The sequence below is a fragment of the Anaerococcus hydrogenalis DSM 7454 genome (assembly GCF_000173355.1).
GTDB lineage: Bacteria > Bacillota > Clostridia > Tissierellales > Peptoniphilaceae > Anaerococcus > Anaerococcus hydrogenalis.
This window is the reverse complement of the sequence record NZ_ABXA01000032.1, coordinates 23,332-44,333: the sequence shown is the minus strand read 5'-3', so window position 1 is coordinate 44,333 and position 21,002 is coordinate 23,332. Positions and strand designations below refer to the sequence as shown.

The 21,002-nt window shown below is 29.9% G+C and carries 18 protein-coding genes and 2 rRNA genes; 17 read left to right on the top strand and 3 right to left on the bottom strand.

What is annotated here, in order from left to right:
• Window positions 1-430: ribosomal RNA gene (locus ANHYDRO_RS05570) — 23S ribosomal RNA — on the top strand; the annotation flags it as partial.
• A gap of 131 nt (window positions 431-561) precedes the next feature.
• Window positions 562-678, top strand: a 5S ribosomal RNA gene (rrf, locus tag ANHYDRO_RS05565).
• 661 nt (window positions 679-1,339) lie between these two features.
• Here rrf and ANHYDRO_RS05560 read toward each other — a convergent pair.
• On the bottom strand, window positions 1,340-2,293 hold the full coding sequence (locus tag ANHYDRO_RS05560) for a 3-hydroxyacyl-CoA dehydrogenase (protein ID WP_004814414.1): 954 nt from the start codon (window positions 2,291-2,293) through the stop codon (window positions 1,340-1,342).
• Between the two features lie 190 nt (window positions 2,294-2,483).
• Here ANHYDRO_RS05560 and ANHYDRO_RS05555 point away from each other — a divergent pair, with 190 nt between their 5' ends.
• The 5 genes from ANHYDRO_RS05555 to ANHYDRO_RS05535 all read left to right on the top strand — a co-directional run bounded on the left by ANHYDRO_RS05555 (window position 2,484) and on the right by ANHYDRO_RS05535 (window position 9,273).
• Complete coding sequence (locus ANHYDRO_RS05555; RefSeq protein ID WP_004814413.1) at window positions 2,484-3,860, top strand: Na+/H+ antiporter NhaC family protein; 1,377 nt, start codon at window positions 2,484-2,486, stop codon at window positions 3,858-3,860.
• Window positions 3,861-4,297: 437 nt separating this feature from the next.
• Window positions 4,298-5,038, top strand: a complete 741-nt coding sequence (locus ANHYDRO_RS05550; protein WP_004814412.1) for a DUF5633 domain-containing protein — start codon at window positions 4,298-4,300, stop codon at window positions 5,036-5,038.
• Window positions 5,039-5,185: 147 nt separating this feature from the next.
• Window positions 5,186-5,572 (top strand): MORN repeat-containing protein, encoded by a 387-nt coding sequence (locus ANHYDRO_RS05545; protein ID WP_004814411.1) that lies wholly within the window; start codon window positions 5,186-5,188, stop codon window positions 5,570-5,572.
• Window positions 5,562-7,340, top strand: coding sequence for an acyltransferase family protein (locus ANHYDRO_RS05540; protein WP_004814410.1), 1,779 nt, complete (start codon window positions 5,562-5,564; stop codon window positions 7,338-7,340). Before ANHYDRO_RS05545 ends, ANHYDRO_RS05540 begins: the two co-directional genes overlap by 11 nt.
• Window positions 7,341-7,878: 538 nt before the next feature.
• The gene (locus ANHYDRO_RS05535; RefSeq protein ID WP_039914186.1) at window positions 7,879-9,273 is read left to right on the top strand and encodes a Na+/H+ antiporter NhaC family protein; all 1,395 of its coding nucleotides are present in this window, start codon (window positions 7,879-7,881) and stop codon (window positions 9,271-9,273) included.
• Here ANHYDRO_RS05535 and ANHYDRO_RS05530 read toward each other — a convergent pair.
• Window positions 9,236-10,153, bottom strand: coding sequence for a LysR family transcriptional regulator (locus ANHYDRO_RS05530; RefSeq protein WP_039914184.1), 918 nt, complete (start codon window positions 10,151-10,153; stop codon window positions 9,236-9,238). The genes ANHYDRO_RS05535 and ANHYDRO_RS05530 overlap by 38 nt on opposite strands.
• An 86-nt stretch (window positions 10,154-10,239) precedes the next feature.
• Here ANHYDRO_RS05530 and megL point away from each other — a divergent pair, with 86 nt between their 5' ends.
• On the top strand, window positions 10,240-11,430 hold the full coding sequence (gene megL, locus ANHYDRO_RS05525) for a methionine gamma-lyase (RefSeq protein WP_004814407.1): 1,191 nt from the start codon (window positions 10,240-10,242) through the stop codon (window positions 11,428-11,430).
• Window positions 11,431-12,383: 953 nt separating this feature from the next.
• Here the strand turns inward: megL and ANHYDRO_RS05520 are convergent.
• Window positions 12,384-12,650 (bottom strand): hypothetical protein, encoded by a 267-nt coding sequence (locus ANHYDRO_RS05520; protein ID WP_004814405.1) that lies wholly within the window; start codon window positions 12,648-12,650, stop codon window positions 12,384-12,386.
• Between the two features lie 89 nt (window positions 12,651-12,739).
• Between ANHYDRO_RS05520 and ANHYDRO_RS05515 the strand changes: the two genes are divergently transcribed.
• The 9 genes from ANHYDRO_RS05515 (at window position 12,740) to ANHYDRO_RS05475 (ending at window position 21,002) form a co-directional block, all read left to right on the top strand.
• Window positions 12,740-13,468 carry a hypothetical protein gene (locus tag ANHYDRO_RS05515; RefSeq protein ID WP_004814404.1) on the top strand — a complete coding sequence of 243 codons (729 nt, stop codon included), beginning with the start codon at window positions 12,740-12,742 and terminating at the stop codon, window positions 13,466-13,468.
• 156 nt (window positions 13,469-13,624) lie between these two features.
• A complete protein-coding gene (locus tag ANHYDRO_RS05510) occupies window positions 13,625-14,860 on the top strand; it encodes a putative DNA modification/repair radical SAM protein (RefSeq protein ID WP_004814403.1) in 1,236 nt (411 codons plus the stop codon).
• 3 nt (window positions 14,861-14,863) lie between these two features.
• Window positions 14,864-15,595 carry a TIGR03915 family putative DNA repair protein gene (locus tag ANHYDRO_RS05505; RefSeq protein ID WP_004814402.1) on the top strand — a complete coding sequence of 244 codons (732 nt, stop codon included), beginning with the start codon at window positions 14,864-14,866 and terminating at the stop codon, window positions 15,593-15,595.
• The gene (locus ANHYDRO_RS10105) at window positions 15,595-15,861 is read left to right on the top strand and encodes a hypothetical protein (RefSeq protein WP_004814401.1); all 267 of its coding nucleotides are present in this window, start codon (window positions 15,595-15,597) and stop codon (window positions 15,859-15,861) included. The genes ANHYDRO_RS05505 and ANHYDRO_RS10105 overlap by 1 nt, the downstream gene beginning before the upstream one ends.
• Before the next feature lie 8 nt (window positions 15,862-15,869).
• Window positions 15,870-16,136 (top strand): hypothetical protein, encoded by a 267-nt coding sequence (locus tag ANHYDRO_RS05495; protein WP_004814400.1) that lies wholly within the window; start codon window positions 15,870-15,872, stop codon window positions 16,134-16,136.
• 679 nt (window positions 16,137-16,815) lie between these two features.
• Window positions 16,816-18,174, top strand: a complete 1,359-nt coding sequence (locus ANHYDRO_RS05490; protein WP_004814399.1) for an ABC transporter substrate-binding protein — start codon at window positions 16,816-16,818, stop codon at window positions 18,172-18,174.
• Between the two features lie 110 nt (window positions 18,175-18,284).
• Complete coding sequence (locus ANHYDRO_RS05485; protein WP_004814398.1) at window positions 18,285-19,130, top strand: carbohydrate ABC transporter permease; 846 nt, start codon at window positions 18,285-18,287, stop codon at window positions 19,128-19,130.
• Window positions 19,130-19,966, top strand: coding sequence for a carbohydrate ABC transporter permease (locus ANHYDRO_RS05480; protein WP_004814397.1), 837 nt, complete (start codon window positions 19,130-19,132; stop codon window positions 19,964-19,966). The genes ANHYDRO_RS05485 and ANHYDRO_RS05480 overlap by 1 nt, the downstream gene beginning before the upstream one ends.
• Before the next feature lie 4 nt (window positions 19,967-19,970).
• Window positions 19,971-21,002, top strand: a complete 1,032-nt coding sequence (locus ANHYDRO_RS05475; RefSeq protein WP_004814396.1) for a LacI family DNA-binding transcriptional regulator — start codon at window positions 19,971-19,973, stop codon at window positions 21,000-21,002.

Genomic DNA, 21,002 nt, shown 5'->3' with positions numbered 1-21,002 from the left:
ACAGGCTTATCTCCCCAAGAGTCCACATCGACGGGGAGGGTTTGGCACCTCGATGTCGGCTCGTCTCATCCTGGGGCTGGAGTAGGTCCCAAGGGTTGGGCTGTTCGCCCATTAAAGAGGCACGCGAGCTGGGTTCAGAACGTCGTGAGACAGTTCGGTCCCTATCCAGCGTGGGCGTAAGAAATTTGAGAGGAGCTGTCCTTAGTACGAGAGGACCGGGATGGACGCACCAATGGTGTACGAGTTGTTAGGCCACTAGCATGGCTCGGTAGCTAAGTGCGGAATTGATAAGTACTGAAAGCATCTAAGTACGAAGCAACCCTCAAGATAAGATTTCTTAGAGTAGGTAAAGAAATACCTTTGATAGGTCCAAGGTGTAAGTGCAGTAATGTATTAAGCTAATGGATACTAAACTTTAAATCTTGACTGGAAATATTTATAGCTATTGAATTAGCCCGTCCGGCTAAGAGAGGACAGCCCGTCCGGCTCATAGAGGACCCGTGCGGAGCACTCGCAGCGAAGCGAGAATAAAATAATTAGGTTAAAACAGTATATTAAAAATATGGTGACGATGGCAGAAGGGATACACCTGTTCCCATACCGAACACAGAAGTTAAGCCTTCTAACGCCGATGGTACTCGGAGGGAGACCTCCCGGGAGACTAGGTAGTTGCCAAACAAACAAGATCAGCTAAAGCTGGTCTTTTTTGATATTTATTTTTCTCCTTAAGCTAAGATTAAATTTCGTATTAATTATTTTAAGAAATGAAATAAATAGAATTTATCAAATTTAAACTATAAAGTTTTAAATATTGATTTTCCTATCACATAAATTAAGGTTTTACAAAGACATTTCTTACATAGCTAGCAAATACAATAAGTATAGTATTCTTCTTCGTTATTTATATTTTTTGCTTATAGAAGAATTAAAAAAATTTCTATAACTTAATTTCAATGGCACAAACATCTATTTATTAAAAAGTTCTTGTCCTGTCCACTTAGTCTTAAGGAGGCTTTTACCAGATCAAAATAAAAACATCTATCCTAAATTATATTTGGCTTAAATTTTATATAAACTCATATCATCTTAACTCTTTAGGATTAAATCTTACTATATCTAATTTTATTTAAAAATATTAATTAATGGATTAGCTTCTTTTTATTTACAATAATTTATATAATTACTTTATAAACCCAAAATAAAATGATGTAAACTTTCGAATAATTTAAGCAGCTTGGTGTACCAATGATGAACGTCTCCATTGGGACATTGGGACCTATTGGGAATAAAAAATGCGATGAAATAATTTATTTCATCGCATTTTTATTTTATTTATGTTTTATTTATACTTGTAGAATCCTTCGCCAGATTCTACTCCTTTTAGGCCTTTTTCGGCTCTTTCTTCTAGTTTTTTTACTGCTTTTGCTAGGGCTGAGTTTGGATCTTGGGCTTTTGGACTTATCTTTGTTATATTGATTACTGTTGTAATTCCTACTATATCAATTATTTCAAAAGGTCCTTTTGGTGCTCCTGTTCCTATTTTCCAGTCCATATCTATATCTTTTGGTTCAGCTATATCGTCACCGTAAAGCATTAGAGCTGAGTCTAATAGGGGTACTAGAAGTGAATTTAAAATATATCCTGCTTGTTCTTTTTTTAGTATTGCTGGATACATTCCTATTGATTTAGCAAATTCTATCACACTTTCAAAGGATTCATCGCTTGTTTTGTCGTGTTTCATTACTTCTGCTACATTTTGTCTCCAAATATTATTTGCAAAGTGTAGGTTTAAAAACTTATCTTCTCTTTTTGTATATTCCCTAAATTGTGAAGGAATGAGAGTTGATGAATTTGAAACTACTATTGTATCTTCTTTTAAGTGAGTAGAAATTTTTTCGTAAAAGGCCTTTTTTTCATCTACAATTTCTGCTATTGCTTCAATTACTAAGTCTGCGTTTGAAAAAGCCTCGTCAAGGTCTGTAGTATATTTCAAATCTTCATAAATTTCATCATTTACTTTCTTTAATTCTTCTATTTTTTCTTTTGTAATTTCACTTTTGTCCTTGAAAAATGATCTTGGATAATCTGGTTTTTCTTCTCCTATATAGGATGGGGCAAGATCTAATTCTTTTGAAAAAATATTGTGGAGTCTTTCGATTCTTGGTTTAATTCTTTCTATTGACCCCTCACTTCTTCCCCAAAGAGTTACATTGTATCCATGAAATGCTGTTATATAAGCTATTTGAGCACCTAGTACTCCACCGCCTGCTACTGTTACATTTTTAATCTTCATTTTTTTCTCCTTTTATAACTTTTTTCTCTTATATATCTTATACCCAATTTGCCTTGAGAATTTATTTTTTTTGATTTGGATAATTTTTATAAAAGGACTTGTTTTATTACTTAATTAATAGATTTTTGTTATAATTAAAGGCAGGTATTTAAGTTTTACTTTTGAAAATTGATATAAAGGAGCTAATATATTGAAAAAAAATGAAAAAATTTCAGCCAAGGCCTTAATTCCCTTTTTGGTTTTTATTATAATTTATTTATCTACAGGAATTATTCTCCAACTTAGGGGAGTTGAAATGGCCTTTTACCAACTTCCTGCCCCAATTGCAGTTTTTGTTGGTATAATTTCTGCCTTTTTATTGTTTTCTGGAAGTGTAGATGAAAAATTTGATAACTTAGTGGAAGGCTGTGGGGATTCAAATATTATTATAATGTGTTTAATTTATTTGTTGGCGGGAGCCTTTTCTGCTCTAGCATCAAAATCCGGTGGAGTTGATTCTGTAGTTGGTTTGGGACTTTCTTTTATTCCAGGAAAATTTTTGACAGCAGGTATATTTTTGATATCTTCTTTTATTTCTATAGCTACCGGCACTTCTGTTGGAACAATTACAGCTCTTGGTCCAATAGCTGTGGGACTTTCAGAATCTGGGGGAATTAATCTCGCCCTTATGCTAGGGGCCTTGGTAGGTGGATCTATGTTTGGGGATAACTTATCAGTTATTTCTGATACAACAATTGCAGCAAGCAGAACCCAAAATTGTCAGATGAAAGATAAATTTAGGATGAATATAAAAATGGCCCTTCCTGCAGGTTTAATTAGCTTAATTATTTTATTGATATTTGGAGGGCCAGAAAGTGAACCTAGTCAAAAAGACTTATCCTATGAACTTATCAAAATTCTTCCCTATATTTTTGTACTAATTTCTGCCCTTATGGGCCTAAATGTATTTTTGGTACTTACAGGTGGAATTTTATTTTCTGGAATAATCCTTCTTTTTGACAATGGATTTGATTTTTTAGCTCTTTCTCAAACTATGTGGCAAGGCTTTACAGGAATGTTTGAAATATTTTTACTGTCCATGTTAATAGGTGGCCTTTCCAATATGGTTAATAAGGAAGGTGGGATAAATTGGATAATAGGGAAAATAAAAAAAATAGCAAGGGGAGAAAAATCTGGTCAACTAGCTATAGCCCTTCTTGTTTCTCTCGCTGATATGGCAGTTGCAAATAATACTGTTGCAATAATAATTTCAGGTCCAATTGCTAAGAAAATGTGTGGGGAATATAAGATTGACCCAAGAAGGTCAGCCTCCCTGCTTGATGTCTTTTCTTGTGTATTTCAAGGAATAATTCCCTATGCCGCCCAAGTTTTGATAGCTGCAAGCTTTAGTAAAGGGAAACTTGCACCATTTCAACTTATACCATATTTTTACTACCAATTTATCTTAGGCTTAGTTGCTATAATTTCCATATATATCCCCTTTACAAGGCCAAAAGATAAGTGGAATTTTGAATTAGATATGGCAGAATCGGAAGTAGAAAATCATATTTTAAATAAGAAAAAATAAATTTTTTAGATCATGTGTCTCAGAAAAAAATATAATTAATAAATATAAGCAAGTAAAGACCTAAAACTAGCCACTTTATAAAAAAGTATATTAATACTATTTTTAATTTATATATTTATTCATAAAATTAAAAAAATACAGGTTAAAATACTTGCTATTATTTAATATAGAATAAATAATAATAAGTATTTAATTTAAATGTTGTTATTGAAATCTTAATATTTAATTTAGGTGTAAATACTTTATCATGATAATTAAATCTTTAAAATAAATATTTTTCATACAAGATGAAATAATATAAAGAAAATGAATAAAAATACCTAAATAAACATTTTACTAGGCTTTTATATATATTTACTCTAATAAACTTGCAATATATACACAATTGATATATAATGTGAGTATCAAAATAATATATATTAAAAAGGAGAAAAATAATGAAAAAGAAAAATGTATTAGCATTAGCTCTTGCAGCAGGATTAGTATTCGGTGGAACAGCTTATGCAGCAGATGCACCATCAAATGTTGAAGGTTCAGGTAATGTAGCAATTAAATCAGGAGAAGAATACAAAGGTGATGTAGATAAGGAACAAAATAATGCTCCAGCAGCAGTAGTAGAAGATAACGCTAATGGTTACTCAACAAAAGCAGCAGCAGAAGCAGCAGCAAAAGCAGCTTTAGCAAATGACAATCTTAACAAAAACTTCTCAGTTTCAGAAAACAATGGTAAATTCTTCTATGTACTTACACCAGCTGAAGATTTAAGCCATGTTCAAGCTCCAAAAGAAGAAAAAACACCAGAAAAACCATACGCTAAATATGATGAAAAAGCTGATGAAAAAGCATTCAACTTTGATAATGGATTTAAAACAAAAGAAGAAGCTATCAAACAAGCAGAAGCTTTAGTTAAAAATTCAAAAATCAATAAAGGTTATAATGTAACAGTTGGTGCTGATGGAAGATACTACATCCAATTAACAGTTGATGAAGCAAAAACTGAAGGACTTGAAAGAAAAGAAATTAAAAAAGAAGAAAAGAAAGAAGCTCCAAAAGAAGCTCCAAAAGAAGAAAAGAAAGCTGTATCTAACAACGTACAAACAGGTGTTGCTGGACTTACAGGTGTAGTTGCAACTCTTGCAGCAGCTTCAACAGCTCTTTTCAAATCAAAAAGAAAATAAGTAAAATTAATTTTAAAAACTAGGGTGGAAACATCCTAGTTTTTTTTGTGAAAAAATTTATTTCTTATAGATAAATATTTTTACAATAAATATGTAAATAAATCTTTTTTTTGATATAATTAAGATAATAAGAGTAAAGGGGTAGATATGGAAAAGAAAAAGTTTAATGGTATTTTTGCCTGTATTGTTGGAGCTTTTATGGTTCTTTCTTTTTGTTATATTTTGTTTTTATTAAGACCCAAAAAAGTTTCAAATTATAAGCCTACAAAAAACATTACTTATAAGGGCCAAATTTTGAAAAATAAATTAAATGGCAAGGGTAAGCTTATTTGTCCTGAGGGAAAATATCTTGGAAGCTTTAAAGATTCAAGGTTTGACGGCAAGGGAAAGTTTATTTTTGATGATTTTGTTTATTATGCTAAATTTAATAAGGATAAGGCAAATGAGGATATTAAAATCAAACACAGTGATGGCTATACTTACAAGAGAGTGAAAAATGGTTGGATGAGATTAGAAGGTAAAGATGAGAATTAAGGGTTTAGATTATATTCGTGTATTGGGAATATTTTTGGTAGTAGCCTACCATTTTTTTCCGAATTTTATTCCAGGTGGATTTTTGGGTGTAAATATTTTATTTGTTTTATCAGGTTTTTTGATCACCTACCACCTTTTGAAAGAAATTTATAAAAATAAAGAAATTGATATTAAAAAATTTTATTATAAAAGATTTGTTAGGATTTTCCCACCCCTTTTATTGATGGTTTTTATAACAAGTCTTCTTTGTTTTTTTATAAATAAGGATTATAGCGTAAGATTTTTGGACCAATTTATTTCTGCTCTTTCTTTTAATTATAATATTTTTGAACTGGTAAGGGGAGGATCTTATGAGGGTGGCTTTGTCAAACAATTATTTATGCCTACTTGGTCTTTGGCAATCGAGGTTCACTTTTACTTGCTTTGGCCCTTGGTCTTAACCCTTCTTATAAATACATTCGATAAGGATAGGAATTTTAAGGAGAAATTTTCTTCTTTATTGATGAAGGTTTGTATTTTTTTATACCTTCTTTCATATTTTTTGATGGTTTATCTGGTAAAAAATTATAATAATGCCATAGCCTTCGTTTATTTCTTTGATTTTACCCGTATGGGATCATTTTTGATGGGGGCTTTTGCAGCCTTGTTTGTAGGAAAAATAAGAAAACTTCCTTATAAAACTTTAACGGCTCTATTTAGTCTTGCTTTGATTGGACTAAGTTTTATTTTATCCTATTCTAATGAACTTACCTATAAATTTGGCTTTATCCTAGCTGATTTATTTACGGTTTTAATGATAATTGTCTCCTATTCCAATAAAAATATAAGGGAATATAAATTTATTAATAAATTATCCATGTATTCATATGGAATTTTCCTTTTCCATTGGCCAAGTTTTGTTATATGCACAAGTATTTTGAATAATTATTGGGGAATAATCTTATCGATTTTTGTAACGGGAATTTTGACCCTAGTCAATTTTCATTTGTTTGAACCCTTATTTAAGGAAAAAAATACAAGTGGGAAAAAGAAAAATTCTAGGCTTTCAAATGCAATTAGCCAAATTTTTATTGGATTAATCTTTGTATCTTCAATAGCCATGGCTTATATTTTAAATGAAAATGCTAATAATATGGTAAAGATTGAAAAAACTATTTTTGAAAAATCTATAAAACAAGATATAGATAAGATGAAAATGGATAAAAATTTACTTGATATGGCTATAAAAAAGGCTGAAAACAAGGATTATGCCGCTAAAAAGGAAAATGTAATGATTAATGTCTTGGGAGATAGTGTGCTTTTGGGAAACAGGGACATGCTCCAAGAAAATATTAAAAATTTACATGTAAATGCAGAAGGTAGCAGGCCAATCGATTCTGCAAGTGACCTTATCAAGCAAATGAAAAAAGATGGGAATTTGGGATCTCTTGTGGTAATTGCCCTTGGAACCAATGCCATAAAAGATCCAAAGGAAAGTCTTGAAGAAATTATAAAAACTGTTCCTAAAAAAACTCGTTTGATTTTTGTAACTTGCTATGATAATAGGTACGACCAACCGCACAGGGTTTCTGTTGCAATGAGAGATCTTTCTAAAAAATATGACTTTATAACCCTAATGGATTGGGAAAAAGAGGGCATGGCCCACCCAGAATATTATTCTGGAACTGATGGGGTGCATTTTTATGGAAAATTAAATGCCTATGATGCCTATTTAAAAATGCTAGAAAAATCCATAGACCAGTCCTTAAAAGCAAAGGCAAAAAAATAAGAAGGACTTAAAATAAGTTTCAGACTGTTGACAAAGTAAACAAATCCTCACGCTAAGAATAGAATACGTAAAAAATTGATTTGATTTCAAATTTAAAAATTCGTCAAAAATCGCACTGTTTGAGCCTTAGCGAGTTTGCGATTTTAGAATTTTAAAATTTAGAAATAAACAATTTTTGAAGTTGGATATTCGTGCTTGAGAGTTTGTCTACGCTCTGATACTTAAAATAAGTTTTTCTTATTTTTTATATAATTTTAAATATTGTAGTCTAATTTTTATAGTTTTACCATATTTTAATAGGAGAAAATTTTATTAATATTTGCCTAAATTTAGTTTTATTTTAAATAAAAAAATAAGTTATATTGTTTTGATAAAATGTATATCTTTTCTTAACGACCAATATTAATTTGAAAAATAGACCTTTGTTAGCTATAAATTTTTCTTATATAAACCATAACATATATGTATTTTACTAGGGTATTAAAATAATGTATGATAATTATGAAAACGTAATCATTTAAAAAAAGGGGTGAAAATTTTGAAAGAGAATGAAAGAATTTCTGGTAAAGCCTTAATTCCATTTTTAGTTTTTATTGTTGTATACCTTGCCACAGGTATAGTGCTTCATTTAAGAGAGGTGGAAATGGCATTTTATCAATTGCCTGCACCGATAGCAGCCTTTGTTGGTATTGTTAGTGCTTTTGTTTTATTTAGTGGAAGCATTGATGATAAGTTTGATAATTTGATTGAAGGTTGTGGGGATTCGAACATTATTATTATGTGTTTGATTTACATATTGGCAGGGGCTTTTTCAACTGTAGCTTCTGCTTCTGGTGGTGTTGATTCTGTTGTGGGATTGGGTTTATCTTTTATACCAGCTAGGTTTTTGACAGCAGGTGTATTTTTGATAGCTTGTTTTATATCTATAGCTACTGGATCTTCAGTTGGAACAATTACAGCCCTTGGTCCTATAGCCATAGGCCTTGCAAATTCAGGAGGGATAAATCTTTCCTTGATGCTTGGAGCCTTGGTAGGTGGATCAATGTTTGGTGATAACTTGTCAGTAATTTCTGATACAACCATAGCTGCTACTAGAACTCAAAATTGTGATATGAAAGATAAGTTTAGGATGAACATAAAATTAGCCCTTCCAGCAGGTCTAATAACTTTTATCTTACTTCTTATATTTGGATCTCCAGAATCAGAGCCTAGCCAAGCTGCATTAAATTATGAAATAATCAAGGTTATTCCTTACTTATTTGTACTAGTTGTTGCCCTTATGGGGGTTAATGTATTTTTAGTACTTACTGGTGGAATTGTACTTTCCGGAATAGTTTTACTTATGAACAATGGTTTTAATTTATTAGAACTTTCTCAAACCATGTGGGAAGGATTTACAGGAATGTTTGAAATATTCCTACTATCAATGTTGATTGGGGGTCTTTCCAATATGGTCACCAAAGAAGGTGGAATTAATTGGATCATTTCTAAAATTAAAAAATTTGCAAAAGGTGAAAAATCTGGAGAGTTTGGTATAGCAGCCTTAGTTTCTCTTGCAGATGTTGCAGTCGCAAATAATACTGTAGCAATTATAATTTCAGGACCAATTGCAAAGAAAATGTGCAACGAATATAAAATTGACCCTAGAAGGTCGGCATCACTTCTTGATACTTTCTCTTGCGTATTTCAAGGAGTAATTCCTTATGCAGCCCAAGTTTTGATAGCAGCAGGATTTACAAAAGGAGCAGTAGCTCCATTTCAAATTATCCCTTACTTCTGGTATCAATTTATACTTGGAATAATCTCAATAATTTCAATATATGTACCATTTACAGCTGCAAAAGATAAGTGGAATTTTGAATATGATATGCCAGAATCAAAAGTAGCTGATCATATCAAAGTTTTGGAAGACAATGAAAAAGTTCAAGCTTAGTAAGGTCTAAGTATTCTTTACAAAGTTTTGAAAGATTTCTGGAAGATTTGTAAACATAACCTATATCCATAGATAAATTTTCAGGATTTTCAAGTTTAACAGTTTTTATGTTAGAAAATCCGTTATTAGGATGAAGGCAACCAGTTCCAACATTAAAAGAATTGGTATTAGATATTAATCCTAAAGTTGTACCCCTGTCTTGGGTGTAAATGATTTGTTTGTGGTCAGGTAAGTTTACAAATTCTTCTGGCAATACTTGGGTATTATCTTGCTCATAAATTATCATGGGATAGGAATAAAGGTCAGAAATTTTTATAAGTTTTTTCTTTGCCAAAGGGTGGTCCTTGTTTATAAAAACGTGAGGAATAACCTTGGCTATCGATACATATGTTAGGGATTTTTCCTTAAACAAATTAAAGATAGCCTCCCTATAAGATTTATTTATGTAGATAAAGGAAAGGTCTGAATAATCATTTTCAACATGGTTAATGGCATGGAGGGAAGTCGTTTCCTTAAGGTAGAACTTAAATGGAGAGTTCTTGTATTTTTCGATTAATTTCATAAAGGCAGAGACAGTAAAGTTAAAATGTTGGCTTGAAATTCTAAGCTCGGCAATATCATTTTTATCAGGACAATATTGCCTTTGAATATCCTTATATTTGCTGATTAAATCTTGACATTTAATTAGATATTCAAGCCCTTTAACAGTAGTTTGAGTTCCGCTTTTAGACCTTTTAAAGATTTTAAAGCCCAATTCTTTTTCAAGATCATTAATGGCCATGGAAATGGCAGGTTGGGAAGTATATAAGTTTTTGGCGGCTTTTGAAATTGAGCCAGTCTTAGAAACTTCTATAGCGTAAGAAATTTTGTTTAAATTCATAATATCTCCTTAAATTCTTTGGATATATTATATTAAATATTTTATAAAAATAAAAGTAATAAAAAATAATAAGAAAGGATAAAAAAATGGCAGAAAACAATAAAAGATCATTTGCAACACAAACAATCCACGCAGGAGCAATGAAAGATAAATATGGTTCCTTGGGACTTCCAGTTTACCAAACATCAACTTTTATATTTGATAGTGCAGAACAAGGTGGCAGAAGATTTGCCCTAGAGGAAGAAGGCTTTATCTATTCAAGGTTAGGAAACCCAACAAATGATGCCCTAGAAAAAAAACTAGCAGCCCTCGAAGGAGCAGAGGCAGCAGTATCCACAGCATCAGGAATGGGAGCAATTACATCATCAATTTGGCCATTTATAAAAGCTGGAGACCATATTCTTGCTTGTGGAACACTTTATGGATGCACCTTTGCCTTTTTAAATGAAATTAAAAAATTTAATGTAGAAGTAGAGTTTATAGATATGACAAATCTAGAAGAGGTAAAAAGTCATCTAAAAGAAAATACAAGAATAGTTTATCTAGAAACACCAGCAAATCCAACCCTTGATATAATAGATATAGAAGAAGTTGTAAAACTAGCAAAAGCAAACTCAAAAGATACTATGGTAATAGCAGATAATACCTTTGCAACTCCATATTTACAAAATCCACTAAAACTTGGAGCAGATATAGTAGTACACTCAGCAACCAAATACCTAAACGGCCACGGGGATGTAATAGCAGGATTTTCATGTGGATCAAAAGAATTAATGACCCAAGTAAGGCTAGTTGGACAAAAAGACTTTACAGGTTCAGTCCTATCTGCTCATGATGCATTTTTAATCTTTAGAGGAATGAAAACTCTAGAAGTTAGAATGAAACAACATATAGAAAATGCTAAAAAAGTAGTAGAAGCTTTACAAAAACATAAAAATGTAGAAAAAGTATACTATCCAGGCCTAGAAGATTTTAAAAACCACGAAGTTGCTAAAAAACAAATGAAAGATTATGGTGCAATGGTAACCTTTGAAGTAAAAGGTGGAATTGAATCAGGAAGAACAATAATGAATAATGTAAAATTATGCTCACTTGCTGTAAGTTTGGGAGATGCAGAAACATTAATAGAACACCCAGCAACAATGACCCATTCTACCTACACAGAACAAGCTTTAAAAGAAGCAGGAATAGCACCAGGTTTAATAAGATTATCAGTAGGATTGGAAGATAGCGATGATATAATAGAAGATCTAAATCAAGCTTTAGACTTAATCTAAAATAAAAATTATCTCCCTTAATTGGGAGATTCAGAATGTTGACGAACTAAAAAATTTCTCATTTCGACCGAGTGCACGAGTGGAGAAATCTCTTGAGATCTCTCCATGCGTTCGTTTCACTCACTAAAACTCATTTGCTTCGCAAATTTTTCCGTGCTATCGCACTTGGTTTTAGGGATGATTGTGCCAAATCAAGGCACAATCATCTAGTCGAGATGGTACTTAGCTTTATTTTTATTTAAAAATAAAATATTATCTAATTTCATACTTTGTCTACGCTCTGTATCTCCCTTAATTGGGAGATTTTTTTATTTTTTAAAATAATATGTATGCTATTTTATTTAATGAAAATAAAAAATTTAAAAAATTTATAAAAAAATGTTTAGAATCGATTTCATGGGGTATCATTATAATAACAGAAGATAAGATACTTCTGATAGTCCACTAGCATAGAAAGGACGAGGGCTTAATTTTATAGGAAATTAATTATAGTAAAAAGTTTAACCTATAAATGTATTTAGACTATGAGAATTTAAATGGATTTAAAATCTGAAATTTCTAATTAAAGTCTTTACAATAGTGATATTTATTTAAAAAAAGAATCAAAATTTCATAGAAAAAGTGGTGGAAATCAAGTGTAAAATATAGCCATCTGACATTTTTCTAAAAAGGATTTGTTTGTAGCTAAATAAAAAAGAGCCAAATTACAATTGAATATGATAAAAGTGTTAGGAGGAAGTTTTCCCATAAAGTAAAAAATATACAAAACTGTCAATATGCCGAGGTATTTAAATAAATTTAAATATGAAAAAAGAAAGGACTTAAGCGTGATTGAACCAAAATCAGAAAGCTGTGCTAGTGGACATATAAAATAATCGACTTTAAATTGTAAAGAAAGTTTAAAGTCGATTTTTTTGTGCTGAAATTTAAATATTTGGTTTTTTATTAAAAAATTATGATAATTTCTTCCTGTAGACAAGTTGATTTATCAAAAATAAAAGAGAAATTACAAAAAGATTTGTAAAAGAATCAGTATTATTTGTAAAAGGTAAAATCATATCAAGTAAAAGATAAATTATAAAGGCCATTAGGGTGTGAGAACAAGTTTTATTAAAAATTTTTCTATCCCTATCATCACCAAAACTAAATTTTGACAATAAAAGAACATTAACTATTGCACTTATTATTAAAATTACTATAAAAATCACTGTGGTTTTCATAAAAAATCCTTTCTTTTTCTCTATTTATAAAATATTATATATAAATAAAGATGTCAAATTTAATCACATAAGTAGAAAAGAGAAAAAAGATGAGAAATTTAACAAGAAAACAAATTCTTTATGACTTCGATTTAAAAAATGATGACTTAGTTGAAAATAAAAATATTTTTTTAAATATGAAATTTAAAAAAGAATCTTTGACCTATAATCTTTATCCAACTTCTATAATTGGATGTGGGAAAAATGTCCTAATAAAATCAGATAATAAGAAAATGTTAGAAGAATTGAAAGATGAATTGGAAGATTTTCCATCAGAATGGTTTTTTGAATATGAAAATATTTATAAAATAGATAAAATTATTGGAAAATATGGTCAAAAAAATATAAATTATGGTCCAGTATTTGAGCCTAATAACAATTTCAAAAAAATTGAAGGAGCTTTTAAATTTGAAAAAATCGACCTTAAAAATGCTGAAAAATACAGAAAATACAAATTCATTTTTGATTTTGATGATCCCTATTTTAATTCGAAATTTGCCTATGCTTATTATGATTATGAAAAGTTAATAGCCTTAGCATCTTTTAGTAAAAATTCTAAATATTTATGGGAATTTTCCTGTCAAAAATTTTCCAAAGATCCCAAATATAAAAAATTAATGAGTCTTATGCTAAATAATATGACCCATGAAATTTTAAAAAATCATAAAGAAATATTGCCAATTACAGCAAGTCAATTCTCTCACATAGATTCTATGAATTTATCCATTAATGCAGGCTATAAATTTGCTTTTTCATTTATAGCAATTGATAAAAAGTAGGAAGTTTATAATAATATAAAATTTTGAGTTGATTTTATTATTTTCAATTAGTGTAGGAAATATCAAATAAGTTTTTATCTATTTTTTTCTTGAAAGTTTTTAAATATTCCCATATAATTATAAGACAGTAAGAGTCTAAACGATGAAAGGGATTATATGGATATTTTAGAAAAATTGGAGATTTTGACAGATGCTGCTAAATATGATGTGTCTTGTTCTTCTTCAGGATCGAATAGAAAAAATTCATCAAAAGGTTTGGGAAATAGTCATCTTTCTGGGATTTGTCATTCATGGAGCGAAGATGGTAGGTGTATTTCTCTTTTGAAAATTTTATTTACCAATAAGTGCGTTTATGATTGTGAATATTGTATAAATAGGTCATCAAATGTCACAAAACGAGCAGAATTTACTCCAAGAGAAGTTGCTGATTTGACTATTAATTTTTATAGGAGAAATTATATAGAAGGTTTATTTTTATCATCGGGAATTATCAAAAATCCAAATTATACAATGGAGCTTTTGATAAAAACGGCTGATATTTTGAGAAATGAATATCATTATAATGGATATATACATATGAAATCTATACCTGGAGCTGACTCTGATTTAGTTAAAAGAATGGGTCTTTTGGTTGATAGGATGAGCGTTAATGTTGAACTTCCATCAGAAAATTCTCTAAAAATTTTAGCTCCCCAAAAATCTACCAAGGCCATAGAATCTTCTATGAATTTTGCCAAGGAAAAAATAATCCAAAGAAAAAATGAAATAAAATTGTATAGGCATACTCCAAAATTCCTCCCTGCAGGTCAAACTACCCAAATGATAATTGGAGCAGGAGGAGAATCTGATTTTGATATAGTAAATAGGGCAGAAAATTTGTACAACTCTTATTCGTTAAAAAGAGTTTTTTATTCAGCTTTTGTTCCTGTTGTAAAAAGTGAATTTACAAAAGATGTAAAAAAAGCTCCACTTTTAAGAGAACACAGACTCTATCAGGCTGATTGGCTTTTAAGATTTTATGGTTTTAAATCATCTGATTTATTAAATGAAGAAAATAAAAACTTTGACTTAAGAATTGATCCTAAAACAGATTGGGCAATAAATAATATTGATAAATTTCCTGTTGAAATAAATAAGGCAAGCTTTTCTGATTTAATGAAAGTTCCAGGTATTGGAAGAATTTCAGCAAGAAGAATTGTAAATGCAAGAGAATACAGAAATCTTGAATATTACCACTTGAAATCCTTAAACATTTCTGTAAAAAAAGCTAGAAATTTTATTACAGTAAACGGAAAATACCAAGGTTTAAAATTTAAGGACCAAAAAGATTTGAGGGAAAGGATGATCCTTTCTGATCCTAAATCTTTTGAGCAATTATCACTTTTTGGGTAAAATATGAAAAATATTGTATATGATGGGTCATTTGAGGGATTTTTAACAGTAGTTTTTCTTTTTTATAAGGATCTTTTTAAAATTAAAATTGAAAGTGAAAATAATCAAATTTCTCTTTTTGACCAAACTTTTATAAAAACAGAATATGATAAGGCAGGAAGGGTAGAAAATTCTATAAAGAAAAATATATCAAAAGAATTTTTTTATCAAATAAAAATAGCCTTTAGGTCAGATTATAAAAATAAGGACATAATAATTGCAAGACTTATAAAACTTTCTTTTCTAAAGGGTAAAAATATTATAAATTCTACAAATAAATACTCTATAGCTTTTAATAAAATGATAAAAAATTATACAAGCGAAGCTCATGCTTATAAGGGGCTATTGAGATTTAGAGAAATTCAAGAGGGATTTTTATTTTCTGAGTACCAATCTCACAATAATATTTTGGAAGATCTTTCAAGACATTTTTTAAGAAGAATGCCCAAGGAAAAATTTATTATTTACGATAAAAATAGAAAAAAAGCATTTATTTCAATTTATGGAAATGTAGAAGTTATAGAAATTTTAAATCTCGATATAGAAGAAAGTGACCAAGAGAAATTTTTTCAAAATCTTTGGATAGGATTTTATGATGCAATTTCTATAAAAGAGCGAAAAAATAAAAAACTTATGATTTCAAATATGCCAAAAAAATATTGGAAATATTTGCCAGAAAAAAACAGGAGGAAATAATGAAAGACAAGATTTCAGACTACCAAGTTATTGGGGGAGCAATTTCTTATATGATAGTAATGATAATCTCATGGACAAAAAAACTTCCAACAAGTGGGCCAAATGCTATCTTTTATTCCATTGTATTTAGTGGAATGGTCTATAAAATATTTATTAAAAAAGAAAAAAATAATATGTTTTTTAATATTTTAACTATGATAGGGTATATTTTAACTATGATAGGGTCGTTTATTTTGATGATTGTAAGTTTTTTGGAAATGCTTTAGGAGAAAATATGAAAAAAAGACCAGAAATTTATATATTTACCTTTGCTATAATAATTTTGATAATTTCAATAATTGTCCCATATGATTCAATGGAATTTATATTTGGTAAAGGACTTAGACCCTTAGGATTTACAAGTTTATATTTGTGTCCTATATGTGGGATTATAGGATCAATTTTTTCTGTAAAAAATAAAAATTATGTATTTTTGTTTTTAAATATTTTATTAATATTTACATTTTTCTTTACAAATATAATTGGATATATGATTTATTAATTTATAAAAAAATTACTTTTTTATATTACTACTTAAAAATTAAGACCTCAGGGTCTTTCAGACTGTTTTCAAACTAAAAATTTTCTCATTTCGACCGAGTGCAACGAGCGGAGAAATCTCATTAGATCTCTCCATGCGTTCGCTTCACTCATACTAAAACACGTTTGCCTTGCAAACTTTTTCGTGCTTTCACACTTAGTTTTAGGGATAAATATGCCAAATCAAGGCATATTTATCTAGTAGAGATGGTTTTTTAGCGTAATTTTATTTTTAAATCATTGATTAATTATTAAACTGACTTTGTTTACGCTCTGTAAGACCTTAGGGTCTTTTTTTATTTAGGAAAATGTTATAATTTTTTGTTTTTATTAATACAGAACTTTAAGAAAATTTCAAAAAAATTTTGAAAAATATACCTACTTCTTATAAAAAGCTAAAATTAGAGGATTAAATAGAAAAAAATATTTTTTGAAAAAATTAATTAAAGGCTTGATTTTTATTTTTAAATATGCTATAGTTAATTTACGGAAACGATACCGAAAATAGTTTGCATGAATTTTTCTAAGTATAAAAAGTTTAATTCTAAAAAATGCTAATTTAAAAATACTAATTAAAAAAATTAGGCTTTTTTATCGAAAAATATCTTTGCTAGGCAAAAAATCAAAATGGAGGAATTTTTATGAAATTGAAGAAAACGTTATTGGCAACAGCCTTGCTTCTTGCAACATCTTTATCACTTACATCTTGTGGGCAAAAAAATGATGCTGACAATAGCTCTAATGCAAAAAGTGGCGATAGTGCAAAGGGATCTGTTTATTATTTGAATTTCAAACCAGAAGTTGAAAAGGTTTGGAATGAGATTGCAAAAACTTATACTGATGAAACGGGTGTTCCTGTTAAGGTTGTTACTGCTGCAAGTGGAACTTATGAAAAAACTTTGAAGGCAGAAATTACAAAATCTGATGCCCCAACACTTTTCCAAATTAATGGACCTATCGGTTACAAAAACTGGAAAGATTATACAAAGGATTTAAAGGATTCTGAACTTTATAAACACCTTATAGATAAAGACCTTGCTGTTAAGGATGGGGAAGGAGTTTTTGGTATTCCTTATGTTGTTGAAGGATATGGAATAATCTATAACGATGCAATTTTACAAAAATATATAAAACTTGACGGTGCAAAAATTAAAAGCGTTGATGAAATTAATAATTTTGAAAAATTAAAAGAAGTTGCTGAGGATATGCAAGCTAAAAAAGCTGATCTTGGAATAGACGGAGCCTTTGCTTGTACTTCTTTAAAACCGGGTGAAGATTGGAGATGGCAAACTCACCTTGCAAATTTACCAATTTTTTATGAATATAGGGACAACAAAGTAAAGGATATGGATGAAGTTAAATTCAAATATTCTGATAATTACAAAAATATTTTTGATCTTTATATTCAAAATTCAACAGTTGAACCAAATGCTTTAACTGGAAAAGCAGTAACAGATTCTATGGCTGAATTTGCACTTGAAAAAGCTGCCTTTGTTCAAAATGGAAACTGGGCATGGAGCCAAATTTCAGAAGTTTCTGGCAACAAGGTTAAGGCTGAAAATATTAAATTCTTACCAATTTATACAGGAGTAAAGGGTGAAGAAAAACAAGGTATCTGTATTGGTACTGAAAACTTCTTCTCAGTAAATTCAAAGGCTAGTGAAGAAGACCAAAAAGCTACAGAAGAATTCTTAAATTGGTTATTTACATCTGATAAGGGAAAAGAATTTGTAACAAAAGATCTTGGATTTATTTCACCATTTGATACATTCAAAGAAGAAGATCAACCAGAAGATCCTCTTGCAAAAGAAGTTGTAAAATACATGTCAAACAAAGACTTATACAATGTTGATTGGAACTTCACATCATTCCCAAGCCAAGCTTTCAAAGACTTCTTTGGACAAGCTCTAGGTCAATATGCATCTGGAGAAATGAAATGGAATGAAGTTAAAGATTCATTTGTAAAATCTTGGAAAGATGAAAAAGCAGCTCAAAAGTAAAAGAACAAAAGATTATCTCTGATTAATCTATCCTAATAGAAAAAGTCTGAATGTATGATAAATCATTAAAACATTCAGACTTTTTTTAAAAATCCATAAAGGAGGTTTTTATGGAAAAAATATTGAAAAAATATTTCCCATTTTTTGTCTTACCTACTTTTTTAGTTTTTTGTATAGTTTTTATCATTCCTTTTATTTTAGGAATTGGACTTTCTTTTACAAAATTTACTACAATTTTTAATTCTGAGTTTGTAGGTTTACAAAATTATGTTACAGCCCTTTCAAGTGGGCAAAGATTTGGAAAAGCCTTTGTATTTACAGTAATTTTTACAATTATTTGTGTTATTTCTATAAATGTCTTGGCATTTTCACTTGCTGTTGTTCTTACTAGAAAAATCAGGGGAACAAATTTATTTAGGACTGTATTTTTTATGCCAAACTTAATAGGTGGAATAGTCCTTGGTTATACTTGGCAAGTTATGATTGATTCGTTTTTATTAAAATTTGGCCAAACACTTTTGGCAAATCCAAAATTTGGTTTTTGGGGTTTGGTAATTCTTATGAATTGGCAATTGATTGGTTATATGATGGTAATTTATATAGCAGGCCTTCAAAATGTGCCTCCTGCTTTGATAGAAGCTGCAGAAATTGATGGGGCTAGCAAGGGACAAATTTTAAAGTCAATAACAATTCCAATGGTAATGCCATCAATTACAATTTGTACCTTCTTAACCCTTACCAATAGTTTCAAATTATACGACCAAAACCTTGCCCTAACAGCAGGAGCTCCAATGTATAAAACTGAAATGCTTGCTATGAATATAGTTGATACAATGTTTTCAAGAAATGGATTTGAGGGAGTAGGACAGGCAAAAGCTGTAATATTTTTTATAATCGTAGCCTTTATAGCCTATCTTCAAATCAAACTTACTAGAGAAAAAGAGGTGGAACAATAATGAAAGAAAAAACTATAAATGCAATTTTATTTGTCATAATGTTGTTTTTACTTGTGATTTTCCTATTTCCTATTGGATTTATCCTAATAAATTCTTTTAAAGGAAAATTTTTTATAAGTGATTCACCATTTAGCCTTCCAAAAGGAGATTCTTTTGCAGGTCTTGAAAATTATGTTTCTGGTCTTGCAAGGACAGGGTTTTTCCAAGCAGCTGGCTGGTCATTTTTTATAACAATAATTTCTGTTGCAGTTGTTGTACTTTTTTCAGCGATGACAGCCTATTATTTAACCAGGGTGAAAAATAAATTTACACAAGTAATTTATTACTTATTTGTATTTTCAATGATAGTTCCCTTCCAAATGGTTATGTTTCCAACAATAAAAGTTGCAGACATGCTTCATTTAAACAATCCAATAGGTATGGTTGTTTTGTATTTGGGCTTTGGAAGTGGGCTTTCAGTATTTATGTTTGCAGGATTTATAAAATCAATCCCAATAGAAATCGAAGAAGCATCGATGATAGATGGATGTTCGCCAATAAAACATTTCTTCTATATTATTCTTCCAATTTTAAAACCAACAGCAATAACAGTAGCAATTTTAAACACTATGTGGATTTGGAATGATTACCTCCTACCTTATCTTGTAATAGGAGTAAGCACCCCATATAAAACTATTCCAGTTGTAATCCAAATGCTTGTTGGAAGTAATGGAAACAAAGACTTAGGAGCTATGATGGCTATGCTTGTATTATCTATGCTACCTGTGATAGTATTTTACTTGACAATGCAAAAACATATTGTGAAAGGAGTTGCCGCTGGAGCAATTAAGGGATAGGTAAATGAAAAGAGTAACCATAAAAGAAATAGCATCCTTGTGTGGAGTAAGTGTAAGTACAGTTTCAAGAGCTATAAATAATAATGATGAAATAAGCGAAAAAACAAGAAAAAAAATCCTTGATACTATAAAAGAAGTTGGCTATACACCAAATCAAAATGCAAGAAATTTAAAAATAACAAAAACAAAAACTATTGCAGTTTTGATAAAGGGAATTACAAATCCTTTTTTCACACCCATGCTAAAGGTCTTAGAAGAAGAAATTACAAATTCTGGTTACACTTTTGCCCTACAAAAAGTTGAAGAAAATTCAAGCGAGATAGATCTGGCCCAAAAAATTGTAAAAACTTTAAAACCGGAAGGAATAATATTTTTGGGAGGATATTTTATAAATGATAGTAAAAAATTAAAGTCATTAGCAGTGCCTTTTACAATGACAACAATAATAAATCAAACCCTACAAATTCCAAGGTCAGCTTGCTTGGGAATAGATGATTTTCTTCAAAGCAAAAAATTAGTAGAATATTTGATAAGTCTAGGTCACAAAAAAATCGCCTTGATTGGACCAAGATATGATGATGAAAGTATAGGAAAGCTTAGACTTCTAGGTTACAAAAAGGCCCTAGAAGAAAATGGGATAGAATTTGATGAAAAATTAGTTTTTTATTCAAATAAAGGCTTAAACCCTTACTCCCTAGAACATGGTTATGAGGTTGGCAAAAAAATTGTCAAAGAAAATATTTCTTGCACGGCAATTTATGCAATTTCAGATACCATTGCCATGGGGGCTATGAAGGCTATTGATGATTTTGGAAAAAAAGTTCCAGAAGATTATTCTCTTGCAGGTTTTGATGGACTAGAGATAAATAAATACTTACTAAAACCGATAACAACCATAGTCCAACCTGCATCAGAAATAGCCTATAAGTCTGTAAAAGAATTATTTAAAATAATTGATAAAAAAGAATACGAAAAGATAAGTAAGTTTGATGCGAAATTATATATAGGAAAAACCACAAAAAAAGTTAGGAGTTAA

Coding starts and splice junctions, on each gene's coding strand:
- ANHYDRO_RS05530 (WP_039914184.1), bottom strand. CDS start 10,153: ATGAATTTAAACAAAATTTCTTACGCTATAGAAGTTTCTAAGACTGGC.
- ANHYDRO_RS05505 (WP_004814402.1), top strand. CDS start 14,864: ATGAAAAATATTGTATATGATGGGTCATTTGAGGGATTTTTAACAGTA.
- ANHYDRO_RS05495 (WP_004814400.1), top strand. CDS start 15,870: ATGAAAAAAAGACCAGAAATTTATATATTTACCTTTGCTATAATAATT.
- ANHYDRO_RS05540 (WP_004814410.1), top strand. CDS start 5,562: ATGAGAATTAAGGGTTTAGATTATATTCGTGTATTGGGAATATTTTTG.
- ANHYDRO_RS05560 (WP_004814414.1), bottom strand. CDS start 2,293: ATGAAGATTAAAAATGTAACAGTAGCAGGCGGTGGAGTACTAGGTGCT.
- ANHYDRO_RS05490 (WP_004814399.1), top strand. CDS start 16,816: ATGAAATTGAAGAAAACGTTATTGGCAACAGCCTTGCTTCTTGCAACA.
- ANHYDRO_RS05485 (WP_004814398.1), top strand. CDS start 18,285: ATGGAAAAAATATTGAAAAAATATTTCCCATTTTTTGTCTTACCTACT.
- ANHYDRO_RS05475 (WP_004814396.1), top strand. CDS start 19,971: ATGAAAAGAGTAACCATAAAAGAAATAGCATCCTTGTGTGGAGTAAGT.
- ANHYDRO_RS05520 (WP_004814405.1), bottom strand. CDS start 12,650: ATGAAAACCACAGTGATTTTTATAGTAATTTTAATAATAAGTGCAATA.
- ANHYDRO_RS05550 (WP_004814412.1), top strand. CDS start 4,298: ATGAAAAAGAAAAATGTATTAGCATTAGCTCTTGCAGCAGGATTAGTA.
- ANHYDRO_RS05515 (WP_004814404.1), top strand. CDS start 12,740: ATGAGAAATTTAACAAGAAAACAAATTCTTTATGACTTCGATTTAAAA.
- ANHYDRO_RS10105 (WP_004814401.1), top strand. CDS start 15,595: ATGAAAGACAAGATTTCAGACTACCAAGTTATTGGGGGAGCAATTTCT.
- ANHYDRO_RS05480 (WP_004814397.1), top strand. CDS start 19,130: ATGAAAGAAAAAACTATAAATGCAATTTTATTTGTCATAATGTTGTTT.
- ANHYDRO_RS05545 (WP_004814411.1), top strand. CDS start 5,186: ATGGAAAAGAAAAAGTTTAATGGTATTTTTGCCTGTATTGTTGGAGCT.
- megL (WP_004814407.1), top strand. CDS start 10,240: ATGGCAGAAAACAATAAAAGATCATTTGCAACACAAACAATCCACGCA.
- ANHYDRO_RS05510 (WP_004814403.1), top strand. CDS start 13,625: ATGGATATTTTAGAAAAATTGGAGATTTTGACAGATGCTGCTAAATAT.